The 22,472-nt window shown below is 61.9% G+C and carries 24 protein-coding genes; 9 read left to right on the top strand and 15 right to left on the bottom strand.

Annotated features, from left to right (window positions below):
- The first annotated feature begins 111 nt into the window (after positions 1-111).
- Positions 112-543 (top strand): universal stress protein, encoded by a 432-nt coding sequence (locus tag GJR99_RS14615; protein WP_151113421.1) that lies wholly within the window; start codon positions 112-114, stop codon positions 541-543.
- On the opposite strand, the gene GJR99_RS14620 is transcribed toward GJR99_RS14615, so the two are convergent.
- A complete protein-coding gene (locus tag GJR99_RS14620) occupies positions 544-1,749 on the bottom strand; it encodes an inorganic phosphate transporter (RefSeq protein WP_151113423.1) in 1,206 nt (401 codons plus the stop codon).
- Positions 1,743-2,618 (bottom strand): universal stress protein, encoded by an 876-nt coding sequence (locus GJR99_RS14625; RefSeq protein WP_151113425.1) that lies wholly within the window; start codon positions 2,616-2,618, stop codon positions 1,743-1,745. The genes GJR99_RS14620 and GJR99_RS14625 overlap by 7 nt, the downstream gene beginning before the upstream one ends.
- A 302-nt stretch (positions 2,619-2,920) precedes the next feature.
- Here GJR99_RS14625 and GJR99_RS14630 point away from each other — a divergent pair, with 302 nt between their 5' ends.
- Both GJR99_RS14630 and GJR99_RS14635 read left to right on the top strand, forming a co-directional pair.
- Positions 2,921-3,844: a hypothetical protein gene (locus GJR99_RS14630; RefSeq protein WP_151113428.1), complete on the top strand. Its 924-nt coding sequence runs from the start codon at positions 2,921-2,923 to the stop codon at positions 3,842-3,844.
- A gap of 179 nt (positions 3,845-4,023) precedes the next feature.
- Positions 4,024-4,461 carry a YybH family protein gene (locus GJR99_RS14635; protein ID WP_151113430.1) on the top strand — a complete coding sequence of 146 codons (438 nt, stop codon included), beginning with the start codon at positions 4,024-4,026 and terminating at the stop codon, positions 4,459-4,461.
- Positions 4,462-4,571: 110 nt separating this feature from the next.
- Here GJR99_RS14635 and GJR99_RS14640 read toward each other — a convergent pair whose 3' ends face one another.
- A complete protein-coding gene (locus tag GJR99_RS14640; RefSeq protein ID WP_151113432.1) occupies positions 4,572-4,982 on the bottom strand; it encodes a CBS domain-containing protein in 411 nt (136 codons plus the stop codon).
- A 224-nt stretch (positions 4,983-5,206) separates the two neighbouring features.
- On the opposite strand from GJR99_RS14640, the gene GJR99_RS14645 reads away from it, so the two are divergent.
- Both GJR99_RS14645 and GJR99_RS14650 read left to right on the top strand, forming a co-directional pair.
- Positions 5,207-5,470 (top strand): hypothetical protein, encoded by a 264-nt coding sequence (locus tag GJR99_RS14645; protein ID WP_151113434.1) that lies wholly within the window; start codon positions 5,207-5,209, stop codon positions 5,468-5,470.
- 88 nt (positions 5,471-5,558) lie between these two features.
- A complete protein-coding gene (locus GJR99_RS14650; RefSeq protein WP_151113436.1) occupies positions 5,559-6,674 on the top strand; it encodes a thiamine pyrophosphate-dependent dehydrogenase E1 component subunit alpha in 1,116 nt (371 codons plus the stop codon).
- Between the two features lie 15 nt (positions 6,675-6,689).
- Here GJR99_RS14650 and GJR99_RS14655 read toward each other — a convergent pair whose 3' ends face one another.
- From GJR99_RS14655 to GJR99_RS14665, 3 genes are all read right to left on the bottom strand, one after another.
- Entirely contained in the window at positions 6,690-7,112 is a 423-nt protein-coding gene (locus GJR99_RS14655) for an OsmC family protein (protein WP_151113438.1), read from the bottom strand.
- A gap of 107 nt (positions 7,113-7,219) precedes the next feature.
- Positions 7,220-8,332 carry a pyridoxal-phosphate-dependent aminotransferase family protein gene (locus GJR99_RS14660; RefSeq protein WP_151113440.1) on the bottom strand — a complete coding sequence of 371 codons (1,113 nt, stop codon included), beginning with the start codon at positions 8,330-8,332 and terminating at the stop codon, positions 7,220-7,222.
- A gap of 85 nt (positions 8,333-8,417) precedes the next feature.
- Positions 8,418-9,239, bottom strand: coding sequence for a nitrilase-related carbon-nitrogen hydrolase (locus GJR99_RS14665; RefSeq protein ID WP_151113442.1), 822 nt, complete (start codon positions 9,237-9,239; stop codon positions 8,418-8,420).
- A 188-nt stretch (positions 9,240-9,427) separates the two neighbouring features.
- Between GJR99_RS14665 and GJR99_RS14670 the strand changes: the two genes are divergently transcribed.
- On the top strand, positions 9,428-10,678 hold the full coding sequence (locus tag GJR99_RS14670) for a cation:proton antiporter (RefSeq protein ID WP_151113444.1): 1,251 nt from the start codon (positions 9,428-9,430) through the stop codon (positions 10,676-10,678).
- Between the two features lie 57 nt (positions 10,679-10,735).
- Here GJR99_RS14670 and GJR99_RS14675 read toward each other — a convergent pair whose 3' ends face one another.
- The 5 genes from GJR99_RS14675 to GJR99_RS14695 form a co-directional block, all read right to left on the bottom strand.
- Positions 10,736-12,814, bottom strand: a complete 2,079-nt coding sequence (locus tag GJR99_RS14675) for a S8 family serine peptidase (RefSeq protein ID WP_151113446.1) — start codon at positions 12,812-12,814, stop codon at positions 10,736-10,738.
- A 177-nt stretch (positions 12,815-12,991) separates the two neighbouring features.
- Complete coding sequence (locus GJR99_RS14680; protein WP_151113448.1) at positions 12,992-13,981, bottom strand: VOC family protein; 990 nt, start codon at positions 13,979-13,981, stop codon at positions 12,992-12,994.
- Positions 13,982-14,116: 135 nt separating this feature from the next.
- The gene (locus GJR99_RS14685; RefSeq protein WP_151113450.1) at positions 14,117-14,446 is read right to left on the bottom strand and encodes a carboxymuconolactone decarboxylase family protein; all 330 of its coding nucleotides are present in this window, start codon (positions 14,444-14,446) and stop codon (positions 14,117-14,119) included.
- A gap of 173 nt (positions 14,447-14,619) precedes the next feature.
- Positions 14,620-15,234 (bottom strand): hypothetical protein, encoded by a 615-nt coding sequence (locus GJR99_RS14690; protein WP_151113452.1) that lies wholly within the window; start codon positions 15,232-15,234, stop codon positions 14,620-14,622.
- A 194-nt stretch (positions 15,235-15,428) separates the two neighbouring features.
- Entirely contained in the window at positions 15,429-15,728 is a 300-nt protein-coding gene (locus GJR99_RS14695) for a cyclase (protein ID WP_151113454.1), read from the bottom strand.
- A gap of 151 nt (positions 15,729-15,879) precedes the next feature.
- Here GJR99_RS14695 and GJR99_RS14700 point away from each other — a divergent pair, with 151 nt between their 5' ends.
- From GJR99_RS14700 to GJR99_RS14710, 3 genes are all read left to right on the top strand, one after another.
- On the top strand, positions 15,880-16,764 hold the full coding sequence (locus GJR99_RS14700; RefSeq protein ID WP_151113456.1) for an aldo/keto reductase: 885 nt from the start codon (positions 15,880-15,882) through the stop codon (positions 16,762-16,764).
- 18 nt (positions 16,765-16,782) lie between these two features.
- Positions 16,783-17,502 carry a class I SAM-dependent methyltransferase gene (locus GJR99_RS14705; protein WP_151113458.1) on the top strand — a complete coding sequence of 240 codons (720 nt, stop codon included), beginning with the start codon at positions 16,783-16,785 and terminating at the stop codon, positions 17,500-17,502.
- 148 nt (positions 17,503-17,650) lie between these two features.
- Positions 17,651-17,815, top strand: coding sequence for a hypothetical protein (locus GJR99_RS14710; protein ID WP_154326010.1), 165 nt, complete (start codon positions 17,651-17,653; stop codon positions 17,813-17,815).
- On the opposite strand, the gene GJR99_RS14715 is transcribed toward GJR99_RS14710, so the two are convergent.
- The 4 genes from GJR99_RS14715 to GJR99_RS14730 form a co-directional block, all read right to left on the bottom strand.
- Positions 17,812-18,609: an HpcH/HpaI aldolase family protein gene (locus tag GJR99_RS14715; protein ID WP_151113460.1), complete on the bottom strand. Its 798-nt coding sequence runs from the start codon at positions 18,607-18,609 to the stop codon at positions 17,812-17,814. The two genes, GJR99_RS14710 and GJR99_RS14715, sit on opposite strands and share 4 nt — an antisense overlap.
- A 50-nt stretch (positions 18,610-18,659) precedes the next feature.
- Positions 18,660-20,369, bottom strand: coding sequence for a formate--tetrahydrofolate ligase (locus GJR99_RS14720; RefSeq protein WP_151113462.1), 1,710 nt, complete (start codon positions 20,367-20,369; stop codon positions 18,660-18,662).
- A 126-nt stretch (positions 20,370-20,495) separates the two neighbouring features.
- Positions 20,496-21,332, bottom strand: a complete 837-nt coding sequence (locus tag GJR99_RS14725; protein ID WP_151113464.1) for an ABC transporter permease subunit — start codon at positions 21,330-21,332, stop codon at positions 20,496-20,498.
- A complete protein-coding gene (locus tag GJR99_RS14730) occupies positions 21,329-22,267 on the bottom strand; it encodes an ABC transporter ATP-binding protein (RefSeq protein ID WP_151113466.1) in 939 nt (312 codons plus the stop codon). Before GJR99_RS14730 ends, GJR99_RS14725 begins: the two co-directional genes overlap by 4 nt.
- Between the last annotated feature and the right edge of the window lie 205 nt (positions 22,268-22,472).

A 22,472-nucleotide genomic window follows, 5' to 3' on the forward strand; every position in this document is an offset into this window, starting at 1 on the left:
GCCGACGGGGTGAGACCGTCTCCTCGTCGGGGGCCACCGTCGACAGGGTGAGACCGTCTCCTCGTCGGAGTCACCGTCGACATACTTGTGTCTCGGCCACGGAGTGTGCATATGGAACCATCCCACGTTCTCGTCCCGCTGGACGGGTCACCGCTCGCAGACGACGCGCTGGCACACGCGCTCGCCACGTTCGACTGTCCCGTGACGGTGTTGAACGTGGTGACGCCGCTCGATAGCCCGATGAGCGAAGGGGGTATCATCGGTGTCGACGAGTCACGGGAGGACGCCGCTCACGACCGGGCCGAGAACCTGGTCGCAGACGCGAAACGACGGGTAGAGGGGGCAGGCCAGCGCGTCGACACCGCAGTCGAAGCGGGCGACCCCGCGGAGACCATCCTCGCGTACGTCGACGCGCACGAGGTCGACCACGTCGTCATGGGCGGACACGGAGGCGACCGGAACGCACTCAGTCGTCGTCTCCTCGGAACTGTCGCTTCGACCGTCGTTGGGGACTCCCCGGTGCCGGTGACGGTTATCAAGTGATTACGCCCCAAGCACCGTGGCGAAGAGCCGGTAGAGCCCGAACCCGACCACTATCGACATGCCGAGCGTGAGGACCCAAAACCCCAGAGTGAAGCCGATTTTCCGACGCGAGATACTCGAAGAGCCGCCGGCAAGCCCGCCGCCGATGACGCCGGAGATGATGATGTTGTTGAACGATATCGGGATGCCGAGCGCGATGGCGAGTTGTGCGATGATGAATCCGGGCACGAGCGCGGCGATAGAGCGTCGGATGCCGAGTTGTGCATACTCGCGGGACGTCGCCTGGAGCAGACGCGGTGCGCCCATCCACGCTCCGCTGAGGATGCCGGTCGCCCCGAGTGCCAGCAGCACGATGGCCGGGAGTCCCAATTCGGCCCGGTAGAGGTTCTCCAGCGGCCCGGTCGCCAGTCCCACTTGACTCCCGCCGCTAGAGAACGCGACGACGCTTCCGAGCACGATGAGGAACGTCTTGATTCCCTTGTCGACTGACACCTGGGTTCGTCGCCGGATGAGCTGGAAGCTCACGATGGCGAAGAGCAGTGTTACGGCGACGGTGGCGATATCGACGCCTGCGACGGTCAGAAACGGGAGGGTGCCCGAGACGAACCCGGCTACCGACTCCTGTGCCGCGCCGGTCGGAGAGGGGACGATACTCAATTCGATGTTCGCGACGATACCACCGACGATGCTCGCCAGCAGGGGAATCGCCACCGTCTCTGGGATGTCGTCGCGACGCAACAGCTTGGCCGTGAGGTACGCGAGCCCGCCGGAGACAGGTGGTACGAGCGCCCAAAACGTCGCGATGCGCCGGTACGTCTCGAACGCGGGGTCGCCACCGAGCGACAGTCCGACTCCGACCATCGCACCCGTAGTCGCGAAGGCGGCCGGAACCGGGTAGCCGGTGTAGACACCGAACGCCATGAAGGCGGTGGCGGTCAAGAGCCCGGTGGTCGCCGCCAACGACGTGAATGCGACACCGTCGATGAGCCCTGACCCGACGGTCTCGGAGATACTCCCACCCTGCGTGAGTGCACCCAGTGCGGCGAGGATACCGATGAGGAAGGCAGCACGCATCGTCGAGATGGCGTTCGCGCCGATTGCAGGGGCGAACGGCGGCGAGTTACTGTTCGCACCGAGCGCCCACGCCGTGGCGAAGCTGGTCACAGTCGCGAGCCCGACGAGGACCCAGAACACGACCGCTACCATCGTCGGAGTAGTCGCCCGAGTTCGTGAAGCGGGCCGCCGACGACGTCGCCGCTCCGCGCGAGGATGACCGTCCGGTCGGTCTGGTCGACGACCCGCCGAGGGACCGACCCGACGAGCTTCCGTCGGAGAGAGCCCTTCCGGGTCGCCCCCATCACGACCACGTCGTGAGCGGCCGCCTCGTCGACGATGGCGCCGGTCACGTCGTCGCTCTCCCGGACCGTCGTCTCGACCGGTACTTCGGGGCCGTCCACGCCGGCCAGCGCTTCGCGCCCCTCGGCGGCAAGTGCCGCGGCGTCGCCTGACGTCTCGACCGAAAACACGAGCACGCGGGCGTCGTTCCGAGCAGCGATAGCTATCGCGGCCCGAGCGGCGGTCTCGACGTGCGGGCCACCCGCGACCGGGAGGAGGATGGAGTCGACGCCGTTGGCTTCGTGGCCGACGCGCTCGACGTACAAGTCACAGGGTGCGCGCTCGACGAGCGCGTCGACGGTCGTCCCGAAGACGGCGTCGGTTCGCTGTTCCTGCGGACGCCAGCCGACGACGAGTGCGGCTGGGTCGGTCTCTTCGACCGCCGCGAGCAGCCCTCTCGCGGCCGACCGCGCCACGAGTACGTCGCGTTCGATGGTGACGCCCTCCGGTGTGGTCGCCCGGTCGAGCAGTTCGTGACTGCTGTCGGCGAACTCACGGACGATGGTCTCGTCTGAGAACACTCTGAACGGGGAGTCTGAACGCTTCACTGCGACGGTCACGACCCGAACCGTGCCCGCCCCGAGGTCGGCGAGGTCGCCGGCGGTACGAACCAACTGCTGGACGTTATCCAAACTCTCGACGCCAACGAGTACGGGCTTGTCCGACCTCGGATTATGCATCATGCTGGCTTCTCCCCGTCGGAGCAAAAGGGTTCGCGCTGGCGACGGCGCAGTCAGGGGAGACGACGCCTTCTGACGCATCTCGAGTGACGCTACGAAGTGACGAACCGCACCGGTTACGGCCGCTGGACTATGGAGGCCAAGAGCGTGGTTGCCGAGGGCGAGAAGGTCGAGGTGCCCGACGTGTTACCTGTAGTTTGTCGACTGCTAGTGCTCCGGGCGACAATTCTGACTCACGGTGAGCGTCTGTGAGCTCGATGTCATATGCAACCGTTTATTACTAGTTTATTCGAGCTTACACTATGGGTTCTTGGACTGTTCTCTCGTTTGGCGTCGTCGACCCCGAAGAACGGCTTGCGCGGGTTCGGCCACACCTCACGGTGAACGACTTCATAACACTAACCGACAAATCGATGCGCGGCGACGACGGCGGCGTCCTCGCGCTGACGACCAGTCGGCGGTACGAGCCGTCACCAGAACAGTACTCTCGGCCACGACACGACGACGTCACTATCTACGGTCCCTACATGGACCTCGTGTTGGAGCCAGGCGAGTACGGCTGTGTGCTCGGCGTGAGTAACTCTGCCGATGCAGGCAGCGGCCCAGTCTACTACAAGCGGAAGTCCGACGGGGCCATCGAGGTCATCGACTGGGTTGAGGGATACGCACCCAACGTGGGGAAGGCTGCGGCCGACGAGTGCTATGCGAAGTTCGGCTTCCGGCCGGCGCATAAGACCCCACCCGAGGTCAGGCACAACGCCTACGTCCGTCACGACCCGTTCGTCCTGTACGACAGGATGTACGAAGTCGAAACGGCTCTCGTGGACCCTGAAAAGAACGTGTTCGTGGGGCCGGACTGTCCGAACTGTGGCACGACGGGGCCGTTCACCGACGAGTCGAACGTCCAACTCTACATCAAAACCCGACGGTGCGACCACTGTAGCGGTTCGTACGGCTTCGTCCGCCGTGACAAATTGCAGGCACACGACCAACAGTGTTCCTGTGGCGGCGAGTTCGAGCGCCGCGAGTTGCAGTATCCGGGTCTCGGGTCGACGGCGTACGAGTGTACGGGGTGCGGCATCGTCACCTTCGACGTACTCGAGCGTGAACTGGACGAACTCGCGCCGCACGTCCCGTACAGCGAGCGTGACTGCGTCCACCCAGACTACCGAGGGTTCTACGACGGACACGGGAAGAAGTCGGTGTGGCCTCCAGAGTTAGCGTAACCGGGCGAGTCGCCGACGATGTGCGAACGAAGCACACTTGGACATCTGTCGAGTCATCGGAACAGACGAGTCTGATACAACCGGTTTTAGTGAGGTTCTTTTTGTCTTTGACAACGTATTATGGTATTAATAGTGATATTTTATTGCCGCACTCGACGTTCGACTAGTGAGAGTCTACGATGGCAATCAAACAAGCAGACGAAGGCGTTCGGGCAACCTCTGACAAATTCTACGACGCACTGACACAGATGGCGAACGGAGACGCTACCGCGATGATAGAACTTTGGCCACACCGGGACGACGTGACGACGATGCACCCGATCGGTGGGCGCGAAGTAGGATGGGACGAAGTTCGAGGTCCGTGGCAGGCGGTGGCCGACATGGCCGAGGGAGGGAAGATCGAACTGTCTGACCAGATTTTCCACGTCTTCGGAGACGTCGCAATCGAACTCGTCACCGAGAACGTCTCGATGTCACTCGGCGGCGAGTCAGTCGAAGGGGCGTACCGTACGACGAACGTCTACCACCGCGAAGACGGCGAGTGGCACATCGTCCACCACCACACCGACATCGACACGGAGTTCATCGACATCGTCCAACGGCTTGGTGACGAATAATCCACGCCACGTGGAAGAACACCGTTTTCTCTGGGGTTACTGCTGACCGCTGTCGGAGTTCCATCCAAGGTGACACGGCCGACACCCAGCGACCGACGGTGGGCCGAACCTCACTCCACGTCGCTGCCCGTCGTGTACGAGTAGTGTGTCGTCAGGTCCATCGTCGAGAGCATCCCGACGATTCGGTCACCGTCCCCGACGACTGGAAGGTGGTGAACGTCGTGTCGAATCATCTTCGCGGCCGCCTCGCGGAGCGAACTCCCGACACCGATGGTGAACACAGCGTTCGACATGTACTGTGACACCCTCGCGTCTGCGTTTCGGTCTCCTTCGGAGACGAATTCGGCGAGGTCGGTGTTCGTAAACATCCCCACCGGTTCGTCGCGCTCGTCGACGACGACGAGTGAGCCGACACCTTCGACCAGCATCGTCGACGCGGCATCCTGAACTGTCGAGTCGGCGCTGACGGTGAGGATACCTGTCGTCATGAGTCGTTCGACGGGGGGTCTCGCTTGTGCCATACGCTCATAGATGTGAGAGAATCGTTAATAATTGTGGGCTGCCTGTCTATTTTGCGGCGTCCAGGCCGCACCGACACTCGCGGTTCACTCGACGTCAGTCCCTCACAGAAGGGCGGTGACGAACAGCGCGGAGACGACGCGCAGTCACGTCGGTCTCGAACGCGGACTATCCTGGCAGAAGTATGTACAATATCTTGATATTGTTTACCAGTGACACAGCCAGTATGGTTCGAACAGTGGCAGTGAGACTCGTCGTCGTCGGCGTGCTCGTGATGATGACGCTCACGGGAGGGATTGGGATCGTCGCTGCTGACGACACGGGGTCGGGCGACTGCGACGATACAGAGAGAGAACTCTCACCCGCTTGTGCACGAGGCGATAACCGAGCAACGAGCGAGGACATCGTCGACCGTGCCGAGACGGCCCTCGGCGAGACACCGAACGGTGACAAAGTCATCCGGATTCTGAAGAAGAAGTTACCGTCGTAAGAACGGACGCGTGCCGAGAGACGGGTGCCACGGTCGGGTGGACCGACGCAGGGTTTCATATCTGCCGTGAGCGAACCAACTGCCAACAATGGACACGGTGTCGGACGTGTTGTCGCGTGGACCGGACGAGAGAGTGCAAGTACTAGACAGCGACGGCACGGTCGTGGCACCGGACCTCGTGCCGGACCTCGACGACGAGACGTTCGTCTCGATGTTTCGCGACCTGCGCTTTTGTCGGCGATTCGACGAGCGAATGATTAGTCTCCAGCGACAGGGCCGAATCGGAACCTACGCGTCACTCGCGGGACAAGAAGGGTCGCAAATCGGGTCGATGTACGCGCTTTCGGAGGAGGACGTCGTCTCGTATCAGTACCGTGAACACGGCGCTGTCGTCGCACGTGACTTCCCGTGGGAGTATCTGCTCTACTGGGCGGGCCACGAGGAGGGCCACGAGGCACTCGCAGACCGGAACGTCTTCCCGCTCAACATCAGCATCGCAGACCACCTCCCACACGTCACTGGGATGGCGATGGCGATGAAGTTCCGAGACGAACCGCGCGTTGCAGTCGGCCACTTTGGCGACGGTGCGACGAGCGAAGGAGACTTCCACGAGGCACTGAACTTCGCGGGCGTGTTCGACGTCCCCGCACTGTTCGTGTGCAACAACAACCAGTGGGCGATATCGACTCCACGAGACGAACAGACCGCGAGTCGAACGTTCGCACAGAAGGCTGACGCCTACGGGTTCGAAGGTGTGCTGGTCGACGGGATGGACCCACTGGCGATGTACGTCGTCACCAGTGCCGCCCGCGAGAAAGCACTCGACGCGTCGAGTGAGACCCCGCGACCGACGCTCGTCGAAGCGGTACAGTACAGATACGGCGCACACACGACGGCAGACGACCCGTCGGTCTACCGCGACGAAGCAGAAGTCGAGGAGTGGCGACAGAAGGACCCACTCGACCGATTCGAGGCGTTCCTTCGAGAGAGTGAACGACTCGACGACGGCCGAGTCGACGAAATCGACGACGAAATCGACGAGATACTCGCTACCGCAATCGACCGAATGGAGTCGTTCGAGGCGGACCCCGACTCGATGTTCGAGTACGTCTACGAGAACCAGACATCAGAGATTCGTGCCGAGCACGAGGAGTTCCAGAGGCTCCGCGAGAGATACGGAGACGAGTCGTTCCTGCGGGAGTAGTGACAGCGTCTGTGCTTACTGCACGTCCAGGCTAACGTCGATGCCTGTCTCGTTTTCGACGTTGTCGGTGACTGGACACCGCTCTTCGACGGCCGCGAGCAACGCTTCGAGTTCTTCTTCGTCCGCAGCTGCGTCCACGGACATCGTCACCTCGACGCCCTGCAGTCCGGGTCGGTCGTCGCTCTCTTCGCCTCTGTATCTCGCGTAGTTCACGCCGCCTTCGACGGTCACTTCGAGTTCGTCGATGTCGATACCCATGTCTCGGGCGACCATCGTCGTCGTCGAGTTGAGACAGCCGAGAATCGAACCCAAGAAGTATTCGACTGGATTGACGTCTTTCCCGATTACGAACGTCGCGTCGCCGGTATCGACTTCCATGCGCTTGGGGCTGATTCGCGTTCCGGTGAGTTCGTACGTCGAGAGAGTTGTGTCGCTCATACAATCGTGGTTGGAGATAGGCACACAAAAATCACGGGACCATTATCGCCGGTTGGGTATCGACCCCGACCGGTCGGTGCGAACGAATGCGTCGATGTGTGGCCGGCTTACAACCCTGAGACGTCTTCGATGGCGTCGGTCAGCGCCTCGATGGACTCCACGTCGTGTTCGCCCATGTGACCGATACGGAACGTCTTCTCACCGAGTGCAGAGCCGTAGCCGTTCGAGAAGGCCATGTCGTACTGTTCGTTGACCTGTTCGATGGTTCCTGCAACGTCGATACCCTGCGTGTTCTCGATACAGGCCACCGTCTGGGACTCGTAGCCCTCCTCGGGGAACATCGCGAAGTGCTCGTTGGCCCACTCTCTCGTGTACTCGGCCATCTCGCGGTGGCGCTGGTCACGCGCGTCGTGGCCTTCGTCGAGCATGTGTTTCATCTGCTTGCGGTAGGCCAGCATGATGGGAATCGCGGGCGTGGAGTGCGTCTGGCCTTTCCGGTCGTAGTAATCGATACAGCGCTGGAACCCGCCGTACCACGACGCCGAATCTTTCTCGAGTTCGCGCTCGTAGGCGTCCGTGCTGACGGTGCAGATAGCGAGCCCTGGCGGCATCGCGAACGCCTTCTGCGACGACGCGAAGAGAACGTCGATGTTGTGTTCGTCGATATCGACGTAGTCGCCACCCAGCGCGGAGACGGCGTCGACGACGAAGTACGTGTCTGGGTACTCCGCGACGACGTCACCGATCTCTTCGATTGGGTTGCGGACGCCGGTCGAACTCTCGTTCATCACGCAGGTGACGACGTCGTAGTCTGTGTCACTCTGTTCGAGATACTCGCGGACGTCCTCGGGTTTGACTGCCTTGCCCCACTCGTATTCGAGTCGGTCGACGTTCTTGCCCAGTCGCTCTGCGACGTTGGCGTGGCGTTCGCTGAAACTGCCACAGGTCGTACAGAGGATGTTCTCGTCGACGAGGTTGAGCGTCGACGCCTCCCAGAACTCCGTGCCCGACCCCGTGAGGATGATGACGTCGTTGTCGGTGCCGAGGAACTCTTTCGTGTCCTCGACGATGGTCGTATAGAGGTCGGTCATCTGGTCCATGCGGTGACCGAACATCGGTTCGCACATCGCGTCGATGACGTCGTCGCGCACCTCTGTCGGACCGGGGATGTACAGCGTCTTCTTGGGGTAGGCGTCTTTGTATTCGCGTTTTTTGGTCACAGGAACCACCTCAGTATGGTCCACTGTGTAGCGGGGTGGCATGGTACTTTTGATTCGGCAGGAGGCGCCAGGGGTGTGCAGACTGTCAGTCCTGCCGACGATAATCGCTGTAGGGTCTGACGCTCGCGTCTGCTCGGGAGCGGTGGATGTCGTCGATGTCGACTGGACACGTCCTGGAGAGTTGTTGGTCCAACGGGAGGGTGAGTCGCGTTCCACCCGGTCCGCAGACGTCGTCACACGGTGCAAAGACGGCGCTCCGACCCGTTCCAGCAGGGTCGGCGTCCGAGTCGGTGACGAGCGGAACGGTCGCCACGTAGCACTGATTTTCGACCGCACGGGCGGCAGCACACCGACGGATTCGTTCCGCACCCGCTGTCGATGCTGTCCACGAGGGAACCGCCAACACCTCCGCACCTCGGTCGACGACTGAGCGAACCAACTCGGGGAACTCGACATCGTAGCAAATCAGCGGTGCAATCGTCACACCGTTGTGGGTACGCAACGGCGGTTCGGCGTCACCCGCTTGGGTGCCCGCATCTCGTTCCTCGGGAATGGGGTTCTGCTTGTCGTAGGTCACGACACCATCGGGGGTCGCAACCGGACATCTGTTGGCGATTCTCGCGTCTGACGTCGCCACAGGATACGTTCCACCGACGACGACTGCGTCCTCGTCGCTGGCGAGTTCACGCAGGTGTTCGTGGAGGTGAGAAATCGCGTCGTCTGGCAATGGGCGGTCTGCCGGAGAGAGATTCGAGTCGTAGGTTGGGCCTGCTCCGACGAGTTCCGGCATGATGTAGAGGTCGGCCGGACCTGCCTGTCGGACGGCGGCAGCCATTCGGTCGGTGAGGTCAGTGATAGTCTCGGACGGGTCGAACGTCAGCTGGCAGAGCCCGATGTGAAAGGTCATCCGCCCGTACACCCGGTTCGACAGTTCATGGACGTAGACGTCTCCGCCGAGACATAAGTTTTCGAGACACACGACGTGCCGAAGTGGCCGTGCTGGACACGGTGTCGGGCGCTGCAGGTCGGACGAACTGCGCGCGGCACTCCTATTTGGCCATAGACATTTACAGTCACTCACCCGTTGAATAAGATATGGCTGAGACGGTCGTCGTTCTCTCAGAGTTGCTCCTCGTCTTAGCTATCAGTATCGCCGTTCGCGTGTTCGCCTCCCGAGTCGGAATCTCGTACATCGTCGGACTGGTTCTGGTCGGGTTCGCGGTCGCGGTTCTCGGGATACAACTGGAGATTCCGCTGTCACCAGACCTCATCATGGTCGTCTTCTTACCGACGGTGCTCTTTCAGGGGGCGACAGAGATCGAACCGGGTCACTTCTGGGATAATCTCCCGTTCGTCCTCGTAATCACGGTGTTTGGGTTGCCAGTTGCAATCGCCTTCATCGGATGGGTGGGGAGTCACCTCCTCGGATTTTCGCTCCTCGTCTCGCTGTTGTTCGCCACCATCGTCTATCCAGTCGACCCCGTGTCTGTCATCCGAATCTTCCGAGAAGTGGATGCACCGCCTCGGCTGGCTGCCCTCGTCGAAAGTGAGAGCCACCTCGGTGACGGGTTCGTCATCGTGTTGTACACGACGATAGTCGCGGTGCTCCTGCGGACGGACCACGGTTCGGTGGACCTCGGCACACTCTGGTCGCTCTCCGACGCACTCGCCGTCGCGTGGGACATCATCTTCGTCAGTATCGGTGGCCTCGTCTTCGGCATCGTCTCGGGGTTCGCCGTCTACCTCGTTCTGCGCGCGGAGGAAGAACGGATGGTCGACCTACTCTTGACTATCTTCCTCCCGTACGGGAGTTACTTGCTCGCCGACCAACTCCTCGGTGTGAGCGGCGTGTTGGCGACGGTTGCCGCTGGGCTGGTCATCGGGTCGTACGGAAAGCGAGACGCGATTCACCCAGACAACATCGACTATCTCGAAAACATGTGGGACGCCGCGGCGTTCCTCATCAGCACCTATCTGTTCTTGCTCATCGGGATGCAGGTGTCGGTCGCAGAACTCCTCCGTCACCTCGACCTCGTCGTCTTGACCGTCGTCCTCGTCTTGGTGACGCGAGCGACAGTCGTGTACACGCTCGTCGGAGCGTTGAACCGGACGTCGTCCGAATCTGTCGCACGGAACTACCAGCACATCATGGTGTGGAGCGGCCTCCACACCGTCGTTCCGGTCGCCCTCGTCCTCAGTCTCCCCAGTTCGATTCCGTTTCGTGACACTCTGCAAGCGATGGTGTTGGGCGTCGCTGTGCTCTCTATCGTCTTCCAGGGGTCGTTACTGCCGTACATTCTCCGAGCCGTCATTCCGAAAGGGCCGAGACAAACCACAAATCCGTGAGTCGTCGGGTTTCAGCCCGAACACCCCGTCGTTGGGAGTTACGGGGGGTGCTCAGACTCACACACCGGTTTCGGTAATCGACACAGTTTCGCCGCCCGTCTTTCCGGTCGTGTCAGACACCGAAATCGTCACGTCGTAGGTGTTCCCCGACCCCGAATCGTGCTTTGCGGTGAGTGTCGTCGTCCCACTGGCTGACCCGCCACTCACGTCTATCGTCACCGAGTCCTCTCGGTCGGTCGACGGTGCGGTCTGCGTCAACGTCAGTTCGATACTGCCGAGGTTTCCGTCAGAATCTGTCGCACCCCACGGGATGGAGAACTCTGCGTGGGGATTCCGTGAGTTGGCTTGCGTGATGTCTGCCTCGAAGATAGTACCGCTTGGACCGGTGCTCGTGTTATCTACGTCGACCGAGATTTCGGCGACTGTGGAGGTGTTACCACTCCCGTCTGTCGCACGTGCGGCGAGCGTGTGGGAACCGTCTTCGACTGCCGTCGTATCCCATTCGGCTTCGTGGAATCCGGTCGAACTGTTGTACGAAGTGGGCAACCACGTTCCGCTGCCGTCGAGTTCGTACTCGACGACGAGGGAGTCAGTCGTCGCCCGGTCGTCGCTGGCGCCGATTCGAAGCGTGGAGGTTTCCGAAACCGTCTCGTTCGCCGTCGGCGACTCCCACGACACTGTTGGGGCGTTGTCGGTGTTCTCGGTGGTGACGGTAACTGTCGCCGTCGAGGAGTTCGTCGCACTATCTGTCGCCCGCGCGTCGAGCGTGTGGTCTCCGTCCGAAAGCAGAGTGGTGTCCCAACTCGCTTCGTAATAGCCACTCTCCGAACCGTACGACGTCGGGTTCCAGTCACCACCGTCGACCCGCCATTCGACCGTCAGCGACCCGGACGAGTCTTCGGTGTCGCCGGCGGCAATGTCGAGCGTTGCCGTCCCCGAGACTGTCTCGCCACCACTTGGAGATGCCCACGAGACAGACGGAGACGCGTCTACAGACCCGGAAACTGCCGCTTCGACGTCCAGTAAGCCAGCGCCTTGCTGACTGCTGGGCAGGCCGATATCCTCTGCGGTGTCCTTGAGGCGTTGCCGTGCCTCGGCAGGCGTGTACCCCTGTGCAATCAGTTGGCTGCAGGCACCACTCACGTGTGGACAGGCCATCGACGTCCCCGAGAACGTTCGGTAGCCACCGGGGTACGTCGAGTAGATATTCACACCCGGTGCGGCGAGTTCTATGTCTGCACCGTAGTTCGACCAACTGGCCAGTCGGTCACGGTCGTCGGTGGCGCTGATTGCCATGACCGTGTCGTACGTCGCCGGTGCGGAGTCCTTCACGTTCACCCCGTCGTTGCCCGCCGCGGCGACGAGTAAGACGTCTCTGTCGAACGCGTACTGACACGCGTCCTCGATAGTCCTCGACGTTGGCCCACCGAGGCTGAGACTCGCGACGTCCCATCCCTGGTCTGCGACGTATTTGATGCCGGCGGCGACGTCGGAGTACTGTCCACTCCCGTTTTTGTCGAGGACTTTCACCGCGTGGAGCGTGGCTTGCGTGCTGACGCCGACGACGCCCGTTCCGTTATCGACAGCGTCTGCGGTACCGGCACAGTGAGTCCCGTGGCCGTTGTCGTCGTCCCACGGTTTCGCGTACGGCCCGCGCGCAGAGACGAACGCCTTCCCAGCTCCCAGATTACCTCGGAGGTCCGGGTGGTCCGAATCGATGCCCGAGTCGATAATCGCGACGTGTGCGCCGGCACCCGTCGCGCCACCAGAGTGGGCTTTCTCCGCGTCGACACGGTCTACACCCCATGGAACCTCTGGGTCGGCCGAGTCGATGCTAATCGCGTGCATCGTCCCGTCTGCTTCGATATATCGAACGTGAGGATTCTTTCGAAGCCCCTGCAACGCCGCTTCGGTAAAGGTCCCCGCGACTGCGTTCCCGAGTGTTCCGAAGTCGAGTTCTCGGTGGACAGCGTTCGCTGCCTGTTTCGCCGCCCGTGTCGCCCGTGGTGTGTTCGTCCCGACGATGTACCGCCCGCCCGATTGACCGAGCGCGGTTCCAGTCCCACCTGCCAGTGTTCCGAGGCCGACCCCACAACCGAGAAGGAACGACCGTCGTGAAAATGAGTAGTCACCCATAGACAGCTAGATGGACGTGAAAATACATAATCGTTCGTGATGTTCTGTTGACGAAGTCAGTATTTCTATTTGGACAATTGGTCCGGGTCGAATCCTCACACCTGCGGATGAACGCTCACAGTGAGGGCTGTGAAGACCCGACCGAATAGAAAAGAGAAACCGTCGATTACGGAGTCTTCAGTCGTCTGCTTCGACCGACTCTGCTCGTGGAATCGTCACGTCTGCCAATCCTGCTTCTATCTGTTCGCGCCGTGATTCGAACTGACCGGGGAGGACGAGTCGCCCACCGAGGTCGTCGAGTGGTTCGTCACTGGCGTAGCCAGGGCCGTTCGTGGCGAGTTCGAACAGCACGCCACCGAACTCTCGGAAGTAGACCGACCGGAACCAGTGTCGGTTTATCTGCTGAGTCGGGCGAAGACTCTTCGACTGGACTGCCTTCCGCATCGACTCTTGGTCTTCGTCGGTCGGCGTCTGGAATGCCACGTGGTGGACTGTTCCGTGGCCCTGTCTGCTGCTTTCGATGGTGGGGACGACGTCTACGTACTTCCCAACCGGTCCCGATGCGGCGAATCGCGTCCGTTCGTCGCCGGCCACGTCGCCTTGCGCCTGTTCCGTCCCGACTTCTTCGAATCCCATCGTCCGAAGCAGGTCCTGCGTCGGTTCGGGGTCGGCGATCCAGAGCGTCACCGAGTGGAATCCGCGGATGGCGGACGTCTCGGGAACGAACTCCGTCCACGGGACGGTCGGGTCGTCGTCGGGAATCTCGACTTCGACCAACTCGACCGGCAAGCCGTCCGGGTCGCGGAAGGGAAGCACCGTCTCTCCGAACCGCTCGATTCGGTCGTCGTAGTCGACGCCGTACTGGTCGAATCTGTCCTCCCAGTAGTCGAGGCTTCCCTCGGGAACGCGGAATGCAGTTCGAGACACCTGTCCAGTGCCGACCTTCCCTCGCGAGAGGTTTTCCCAGGGGAAGAACGTCATGCTGGTCCCAGGAGTCCCCTCCGCGTCTGTGAAGAAGAAGTGGTAGGTGCTGGGGTCGTCTTGGTTGATAGAGCGCTTCGCGAGTCGGAGACCGAGCGTCTCGACCCAGAAGTCGAGGTTCTCTTGCGGGTCGCCCGCGATGCACGTTACGTGGTGGATACCCGGAGTTGGAGTTGGGTTTGCCATTGGACCAGAGTAGGGGCCGGAACGACTTGAGTTTCTGGCGACGTGAGTGTTACCGGGTGGTGTCGCCGACGCCACCTCCGTGGTCGTGACTGGTCGTTCGTTGCGTCGGAAAGAGGGTTCCGGACGGATTCGTCGTTACTCGGTCAGGTCCTCTACCCAACTCAGCGCGGCCATCGCCTTGGGGAACCCGAGCGTTGGAATCGAGAGGATGGCCGCGTGGCGCAGAGTCTCCGGAGAGATTCCCTCGTCGAGTCCTCGTCGGACGTGCGAGTGGACCGCACCTTCTGACTGTGCACCGATTGCGAGTGCGAGTTTTACGAGTCGTTTCGTCTCGCCGTCGATTGGGCCTGCATCCGCGCACGCTTCGCCCAGTGCGGTGTACTGCTCCCACACGTCGGGGTGGTTCGCCGCGAGGTCGCTCGGTGTCGATGGAAGGTTCTCGATATCGTGTACGTGTTCGCTCATCGTCGACTTCGATATTCGCTCGCAGACAGCATATACCCCACTGCGGAAACAGGAATCTGGCCGGGGGTCTCGACAGTTCGCGAAAACAGGACCGCTCTCGGTCGAGTCAGTGCCGAGACCGTGGTGTGCGCCCGCCTTCGCAGTGCTCGAAGGGCCGAGGGAGGGCTTCGACGTCAGCAGTGGAGACGACGTTCGAACAGCCGGCTGACCGCGAAGACGAGAACCGCCAGCACACCCGCCGCCACTGTCACCTCGAGGAGCGAGACCGGAATCGTCGTCGCAGCGAATGGATTGTCTCCACCGACGGCGAAGAACGACGCCATGGTGTCTTGGCCGCCAAGTCCGAGGAGGAAGACGCCATCGAACGCGAGGACGGCGAACGGTCCGGTGACCAAACTAAACAGCGACGCCATCTCTTCGATATCCAGCAGGCGACCTGCTTGTTGTTCGGTCAGTGACTCACCGTGCCGAATCCGTCTGTATCCGACGTAGACCAGTGCGACTGCCGCGAGAGCCTCGATAATCCCGGCGTACGCCCCTAAGAGGAGAATCTTCGGTGTCGAGGTCAGCGGGTCGCCAGCGGGGAAGAGGGCCTGTGTCGACTCCGGAAACGCCATCGCCAGCGGGAGGACCATCGCGAGCGAGCCGAGGATGAGGCTCTGCCACGCGAGTTTTCGCGAGAGTGGTTGTTTGAACAAACTGCGCCGGCGGACCCGGAGGCTCTCGTAGATCGAATCGCTCAGAAGTGCGGCCGCAATCGGATCTTCGAATTGGTTGTCGGCGTCCATACGCTACGTTCGGCGCTCTGCTAGCGGGTGATAAAACTTGGTCGGTCTCGAAATGCGTCGGAAGAGTTGACCGTTCAGCGGAGGGGAACGACACAGAGTGATATAGCCCAATCCTACACTCTCGGACGTTCGTCAGGGAGACAGTCGGAAAAATAGCGATTCTGAACGCCGCGCTCTTTCGGTCGAGTCGAACGTTACGCTAACGGCTCTTCGGGGAGTTTCGACTCGATTTCTTCGAGGAAGTATATCTCGGGTTCGCCGATGACGCCCGCCTCTCCCATCACTGAACGAAGGTCTGACGACTCGAGGAACGTCTGTGCGTTCTCCATCGTGTCCCAGTCGAACACCATAACGAGGTCGTTCGAATCTTCAGAGAGTTTGAACAGGCGGTACCCCTGTGAACCGTACTCTCTACGGGTGCTATCGTGGTCGTCGAAGTAGGGCTTCCACGTATCGAAGTCCTCGACTGCGTGCTTGACAAGAATCGTTGGCATTTCCACCACCGCTACTAGTGACACTGCCTACCAGGATATACTCGCTAGATTCGGTCGTGAGACCGTTCTCGGAATCACGACAGACCGGCACCCGAGTTCTTCCAGTCGGGAGGGACACACGTTTTTCATCGACGCGGATGACTGTGTTCGTATGAAGACACGTCCGCTCGGTGAGACAGGTCACGACAGCAGTATCATGACGTTCGGGACCATCGCACTCAACTGGCTCGAACAGGAGGGTGCCGACCAGATGGTCGAACTCGTCCTCGACCGAGGGGTCAACCACTTCGACGTCGCCCCGATGTACGGGGACACCGAACTGAAGTTGGGGCCGAAACTCCGGCAACACCGCGACGAAATCTTCCTCGGCTGTAAGACCCAAGAGCGAACCTACGAAGGGGCGAAACGGAAACTCGAACAGTCGCTGAACCGCCTCGGTGTCGACCACATCGACCTCTACCAAGTACACGGCCTCGAATACGAGGAGGAACTCGACACGATTACGGGCGAGGGTGGTGCGCTCGAAGCGTTCCGTGAGGCGAAAGACGACGGTCTCATCAGCCACATCGGCCTGACGAGTCACAGCGAACCGCAACTCATCCTCGACGCTATCGACCGTATCGACGACCTGGAGACGCTGATGTTCCCGATGAACCCGGTCGTCGCGGGGAAAGACGACGCTGACCACGACTACGAGGCAGTGCTCGAACGCGCCGCCGAGGAGGGTATCGGGACGCTCGGAATCAAGGCATTCGCCAAGGGACCGTGGCCGTCGACAGACGAACTGCCGGAAGCAGACCGCCCGTACGCGAACTGGTACGAACCGGTCGACACACCGCGCGAAATCGAAGAGCGATTCGACTTCGCGGCCGCACAAGGTCTGACGAGCGTCGTCAGTATGGGCGACCCGAAGCTGATGGCGATGGTCCTCGACGCCGCGACTCGATACGACGGCATGGACGAATCCGCCCAGCGCTCGCTCGTCGAGAAACTCCGTCACGACGAGAGTCCAGTCCCCGAGCAACTCCACCACTGACCGAGGAGAACGCAGAGGATGGACGTTCCGACGACCGTTTCGACCGCCCTCGAAGACCGGCCAGTGAGTGGCGCGGTCTGTCTCGAAGCGGGTGCAGGTGTCGGAAACACGACTGCCGGCCTCCTCGCCGCTGGCGCGAGTCGCGTCTACGCCGTCACGAACGACGCTGCCCACGCGAAGGCGGTTTCTGAGCGAGTCGCTCGCGCCGAACCAGACCGGACTGCCGTGTTGGAAGCAGACCTCCGTAGCCTGCCGCTCGCAGACGACTCGGTCGAGATAATCACAGCACACGGGTTGTTCAACGTTCTCCCACCGGAGTCGCTCGACGCGGTCGTGGGCGAGTTTCGACGGGTTGCGAGCCCCGGTTGCCACCTCGTCGTAGACGACTACGAACCGCTCCCGTCTGATGCGGCGATACGCGAACTGTTCGCGCTCGAAAACGCCACGTCGGAGTTGGCTCGTGGACGGCCTGCACTGACGTTCTACCCCGCCGACGTCGTTCGACGCCTGTTCGTCGGTGATGGATGGACGTTCGACAGAGAGTGGACGCTCCTCGACCCGGTCCCGTGGACCGAAAACCACGTCCGGGCACACGCGAACGTAGCGCGGTCGTTCGCCTCGAAACTGCCGGACGAGTTGGGAGACCAACTGGCCGCAGATGCCGACCGTCTCGAGACGGCTATCGGGTCGGAGTCGGTCGGAGAGATGTACAGCATCGCGTTTCAGTACCCCGAGTAAGCCGCCCACGGACGGGACATCCGTTCCGTTCATCGAACCGACACGCTCGGTCTCCGTTCGTCTCGATGGGACTAATCCTTCTGCCGAACTATGGCACGACATCTCGTCCTGCAGTATCAGTGACCAACAGCTACAGGTGATACATTCGATGTTCGAGGGGACACTCGTCCAACCCGAAGAGCCCGAATACGACCACGCCAGGGTACTCTGGAACGGGATGATAGACGAGTATCCACTCCTCATCGACCTCTCCGGGACGACGAACGCCGTCGTCGATACCACTACTCGGCGGGTCGGGGTACAGGGTGGTTAGACGGGTCTGTCACCGTCGTAGGCATCGAACCACCCCTCGACGATTCCTTTCAGCGCGCCGGTCGTGCTCCCGAGGTTGAGCATCTGATAGCCGTTCGACGCCTTCTCGTTCACGTCGTCCATCCCGAACCCGAGACCACCGACTGGGACGCCAGCATCGACGGCAGTCGAGCGAATCGTCTCGACTGCTTCTCGGACTTTTGGGTGGTCTATCTCGCCGGGGTGCCCGAGTGAGACCGAGAGGTCGAACGGGCCGACGAAGACGAATCCTAACTCGGGAACCGACAGAATCGAATCGAGATTTGCGAGCGACTGACGATTCTCTATCGTGACGCCGACGAGCGTCTCTCTATCTTCGGTCTCCACGTAGTCGTCCACGAGACCCCACCGACGGGCACGAGGTGATGCGAGTCCGCGGTCGCCCGGCCCATCCTCGTACCGAAACCGCGACGACCGAACCGCGGTTCGAACCGCTTCGGCCGACTCGACACGAGGGAGAAACACGTTCCTGACGCCGAGGTCCAGTACCTTTCGGACGAGCGTCGGGTCGGTATTCGGGAGTCGAACGACGAGTTCGGTTCCCGACCGTTCGGCCGCCCGAAGCAGGTCCTCCATCGCACCACTATCCAACGGACTCGGGCCACCGTGTTCGAGGTCAGCCCAGACGAAGTCGAGACCGAGGTCACCGTAGAACTCGACGAGTGTCGGGCTGTACGCGGTGTCGAGAACGCCCAGTGCAACCTCTCCGTCGTCGAATCGTGCTCTGAGACCGTTCTCGCGTCGTGTGCTATCCATGGCAACGATACGACAGGAAGTGGCAAAAAGGAGGCGGCGGGTGCGACGGTTCAGAACAGGCCGTGAATCTCGCCGTCGTCGTCCACGTCGATGTCGAGAGCGGCGGGGCGAGCAGGGAGCCCCGGCATGGTCAGCACGTCGCCCGTGAGCGCCACGATGAATCCGGCACCGGCGGCGGGGTAGAGTTCGCGGACGTGCAGCGTCCAATCGGTCGGAACGCCCGTCTTCGACGCGTCGTCAGAGAGGGAGTACGGCGTCTTCGAGAGACACACCGGGAGGGAGTCGAACCCGTTCTCTGTGAGGCGTTCGAGGTCTTTCTCTGCCTGTTTCGAGAACGTCACGTCGTTCGCTCCGTAGACGCGGGTCGCGACGGCCGAAATCTTCTGGCGGAGCGAGTCGTCGAGTTCGTACATCGGACGAAGGGCTGCTCGTCCCGACTCGACCTGTTCTCGGACGAGTGTCGCCAGTTCCTCGGCGCCTGCACCGCCATCTGCGTGCGCAGTCGAGATGGTGGCCGGAATCTCACGGTTCGAACACGCGTCGAGAATCGCGTCGACTTCGGCGTCGGTGTCGCCGGGGAAGCGGTTGATAGCGACGACGACCGGGAGACCGAAGTCGCGGAGGACGTCGACGTGGTGGAAGAGGTTCGGAAGGCCATCACGGACAGCCTCGGGGTCGGGAACGGCGAGGGCGTCGAAGTCGGCCGGCCACATATCGAGACCGTGGCGCTTGAGCCCTCGAACGGTCGCCACGACGACGACTGCTTCTGGTGACGCCCCCTGACGAGAGACGATATCGAGGAACTTCTCGGCACCGAGGTCCGACCCGAACCCCGCCTCGGTGACGAGGTAGTCGGCGTGAGCGAGTCCCACTTCGTCGGCCACGAGGGTGTTGGTTCCGTGGGCGATGTTTGCGAAGGGACCGCCGTGGACGAACGCTGGCACACCTTCTATCGTCTGGACGAGGTTTGGGCGAAGTGCGTCTCGGAGCAACGCACTCACTGCCCCGGTCGCACCGATGTCGTCGACGGTCACGGGAGCGCCATCTCGGTCGGCGGCGACGACGATTCGGCCGACGCGTCGTCGCAGGTCCGGGAGGTCGGTCGCGAGACAGAGGACGGCCATCAGTTCGGACGCCGCGGTAATCATGAATCCGTCCTCGCGTGGTGGGCCGTTGGCGCTGCCACCGAGCCCGACGACAGTCTCTCGGAGTGCTCGGTCGTTCACGTCGAGCGAGCGCCGCCACGAGACGTGGTCGACGTCGATGTCGAGTTCGTTTCCGTGGTGGATATGCGCGTCGAGCATCGCCGAGACGAGGTTGTGTGCGGCAGTCAGAGCGTGGATATCGCCGGTGAAGTGGAGGTTGATGTCCTCCATCGGGAGCACCTGCGAGTAACCACCACCGGCCGCACCGCCTTTGATGCCGAAGACTGGTCCAAGAGACGGTTCACGGACGGCCACGGCGACGTCTTCTCCGAGGCGGGACAACCCCTGCGCGAGGCCGACCGAGGTGACGGTCTTTCCCTCACCTTTCGGTGTCGGTGTGATGCCCGTCACGAGTACGAGCGACCCACGTCGGCCACGTTCGCGAGCGGCGTCGACTACGTCCTGTCGGAGTTTCGCTTTGTGCGACCCATAGCGCTCGATGTCGTCCGGACCGAGACCGAGTCGTGCGGCGACCGTCTCGACGTCTTCGAGCGTGGCTTCTCGGGCAATCGTCTCGTCTGATGGTGTCTCGGGTTCGGGGGATGTGTGGGACATAGTAATCTCTACTCGATGATTCGCACAGAAGGCGAATGAAAGGGGTCCGTGACTCTAAGATACCGAGAATCGTGGGAGCGCTATGCACGACACGCCGCAGAAGACATCCCGTCGAGTCGAGTTCGGTCAGTTCAGGTCTGCACGCCGAAACACCGCGTACCCGAAGACGAGGGGAACCGTCGTCCACGCGACGAGGACGAGCACGAAGACCCACCACTGTGCGTAACTGGGGACGGGCCCGCCGAGGAGTGCCTCCGCGCCGGGTATCGCCGGGTCACTCGCGCTCAGAACCGCGGTGACGAGCGCACTGTAGGCACCGGACGGACTGAGTCCTTCTAAGAGTAGATACCACCCCGGAACCGACCCGGTCGGGAACCCGCCGAGGACGACGAGATGGACTCCTTGCGGGACGAGGTCCCACAGGAGAGCGAGGCCGAGATACGCGGCGATACCGATGGTCATCGCCCGTGCGCGTGTTGCAGTTGCCGCAGAGATGCCGATAGCGATGCCGACGAAGGCGACACCGAGCGCTCCTGTGAGGACGAGGATGCCGACGAACGCCGTGAGTGGTAACTCGCCGTAGACTGCCCACGCGAGGATACCGGCGATGACCACGCCGAGACCGATACCTGCGACGACGACGCCACTCCGACCGACGAACTTCCCGACGAGGACTGTCCCACGCGCTGGTTGCAGTCCGAGCAAGAGTCGGATACTTCCGGACTCGCGTTCCCCGGCGAGTGCGAGATAGGCCGCGACGAGTGCGACGATGGGGACGAGCATCGCCGCGAACTCCGTCGCAGCGCCCAACCCCATCAGTACCGACGCGTCGAACTCGGGGATGAGCAACGGAACGAGCGAGGTGAGGCCCACGACGAGCGCGACGACGGCGACGAGCGACCACAGCAGTTTCGACCGCACGGCGTCGTCGAACTCTTTGGCCGCGATGACCTGCCAACTCATTGGTCCACCTCGACGACGAGTCGCCCGTCGGCCGGACGCGTGTACGCCGAAAACAGGTCTTCGAGCGACGCTTCGTGCGTCTCGATGTCGAGGACGGTACTGCCGCCGTCCCGCACTCGGTCGACGAACTCGACTTTGGACGACGGTTCAGTACAGGTCGCACTGACGACGCCGTCGGTGACGGTCACGTCCGCAACCCCAGGGATGTCGGTCAGGTCGACTCCAGACGGTGCCGCGTCGACGACCAGTGCAATCGTCGCTCCCGTTCCGACTGCGTCTCGGAGTCCGTCGATGGTGTCGATGGCGACCAACCGCCCGTTCGAGAGGATACCGACGCGGTCACACACCGCTTCGACCTGGCTGAGGATGTGTGACGAGAAGAACACGGTTCCGCCGTCGTCGGCGTGCGACCGGGCCAACTCGCGGATGTCTCGGATACCATCCGGGTCGAGGCCGCTCGAGGGTTCGTCCAGAATGAGTACGTCGGGGTCTCCGACGAGCGCCATTCCGAGTGCGAGTCGCTGACTCATCCCTTTCGAATACGTTCTCGCTGGTCGCGCCGCCGCGTCCGGGTCGAGTCCGACGCGTTCGAGAATGTCGTCCGGGTCGTCGTCGCTCTCTTTGAGTGCGATTGCGTACTCGACGTGTTTTCGGCCAGAGAGGCGGTGGTACAGACTGTACCCGTCTGGGAGAATCCCGACTCGTTCGTGGACCGCGCCCGCCTCTTCTTGGACGTCGTATCCGAGGACCGTCGCAGACCCCGACGAGGGGCGAACGAAGTCCATCAGCAGGTCTATCGTCGTCGACTTTCCTGCGCCGTTCGGGCCGAGGAACCCGAACACTTCGCCTTCTTCGACGGTCAGCGAGAGGTCGGAGACGGCGTACACGTCGTGACCGTACCGTTTCGTCAGTCCGTCGGTCTGGATAGCCGGCATCGTCACGCACCTGCTCGATTCGACCGCGTCGTGTCACCATCACGTTCGTCGGAGGGCCACTGGGACCAGTCAGTGTTCATGGAACGAGAGACGTGTGTCGAGGGGAAATAAACCACTTGAGAATATTACATTTCGAGAATCGTTCGTCGTGTCACGGTGAGGTGCTGTCGCGAGTGCCACCGCTCACCGTTCCCAGGTAGTGAGA

The organism is Haloferax marinum (assembly GCF_009674625.1).
Classification (GTDB): domain Archaea; phylum Halobacteriota; class Halobacteria; order Halobacteriales; family Haloferacaceae; genus Haloferax; species Haloferax marinum.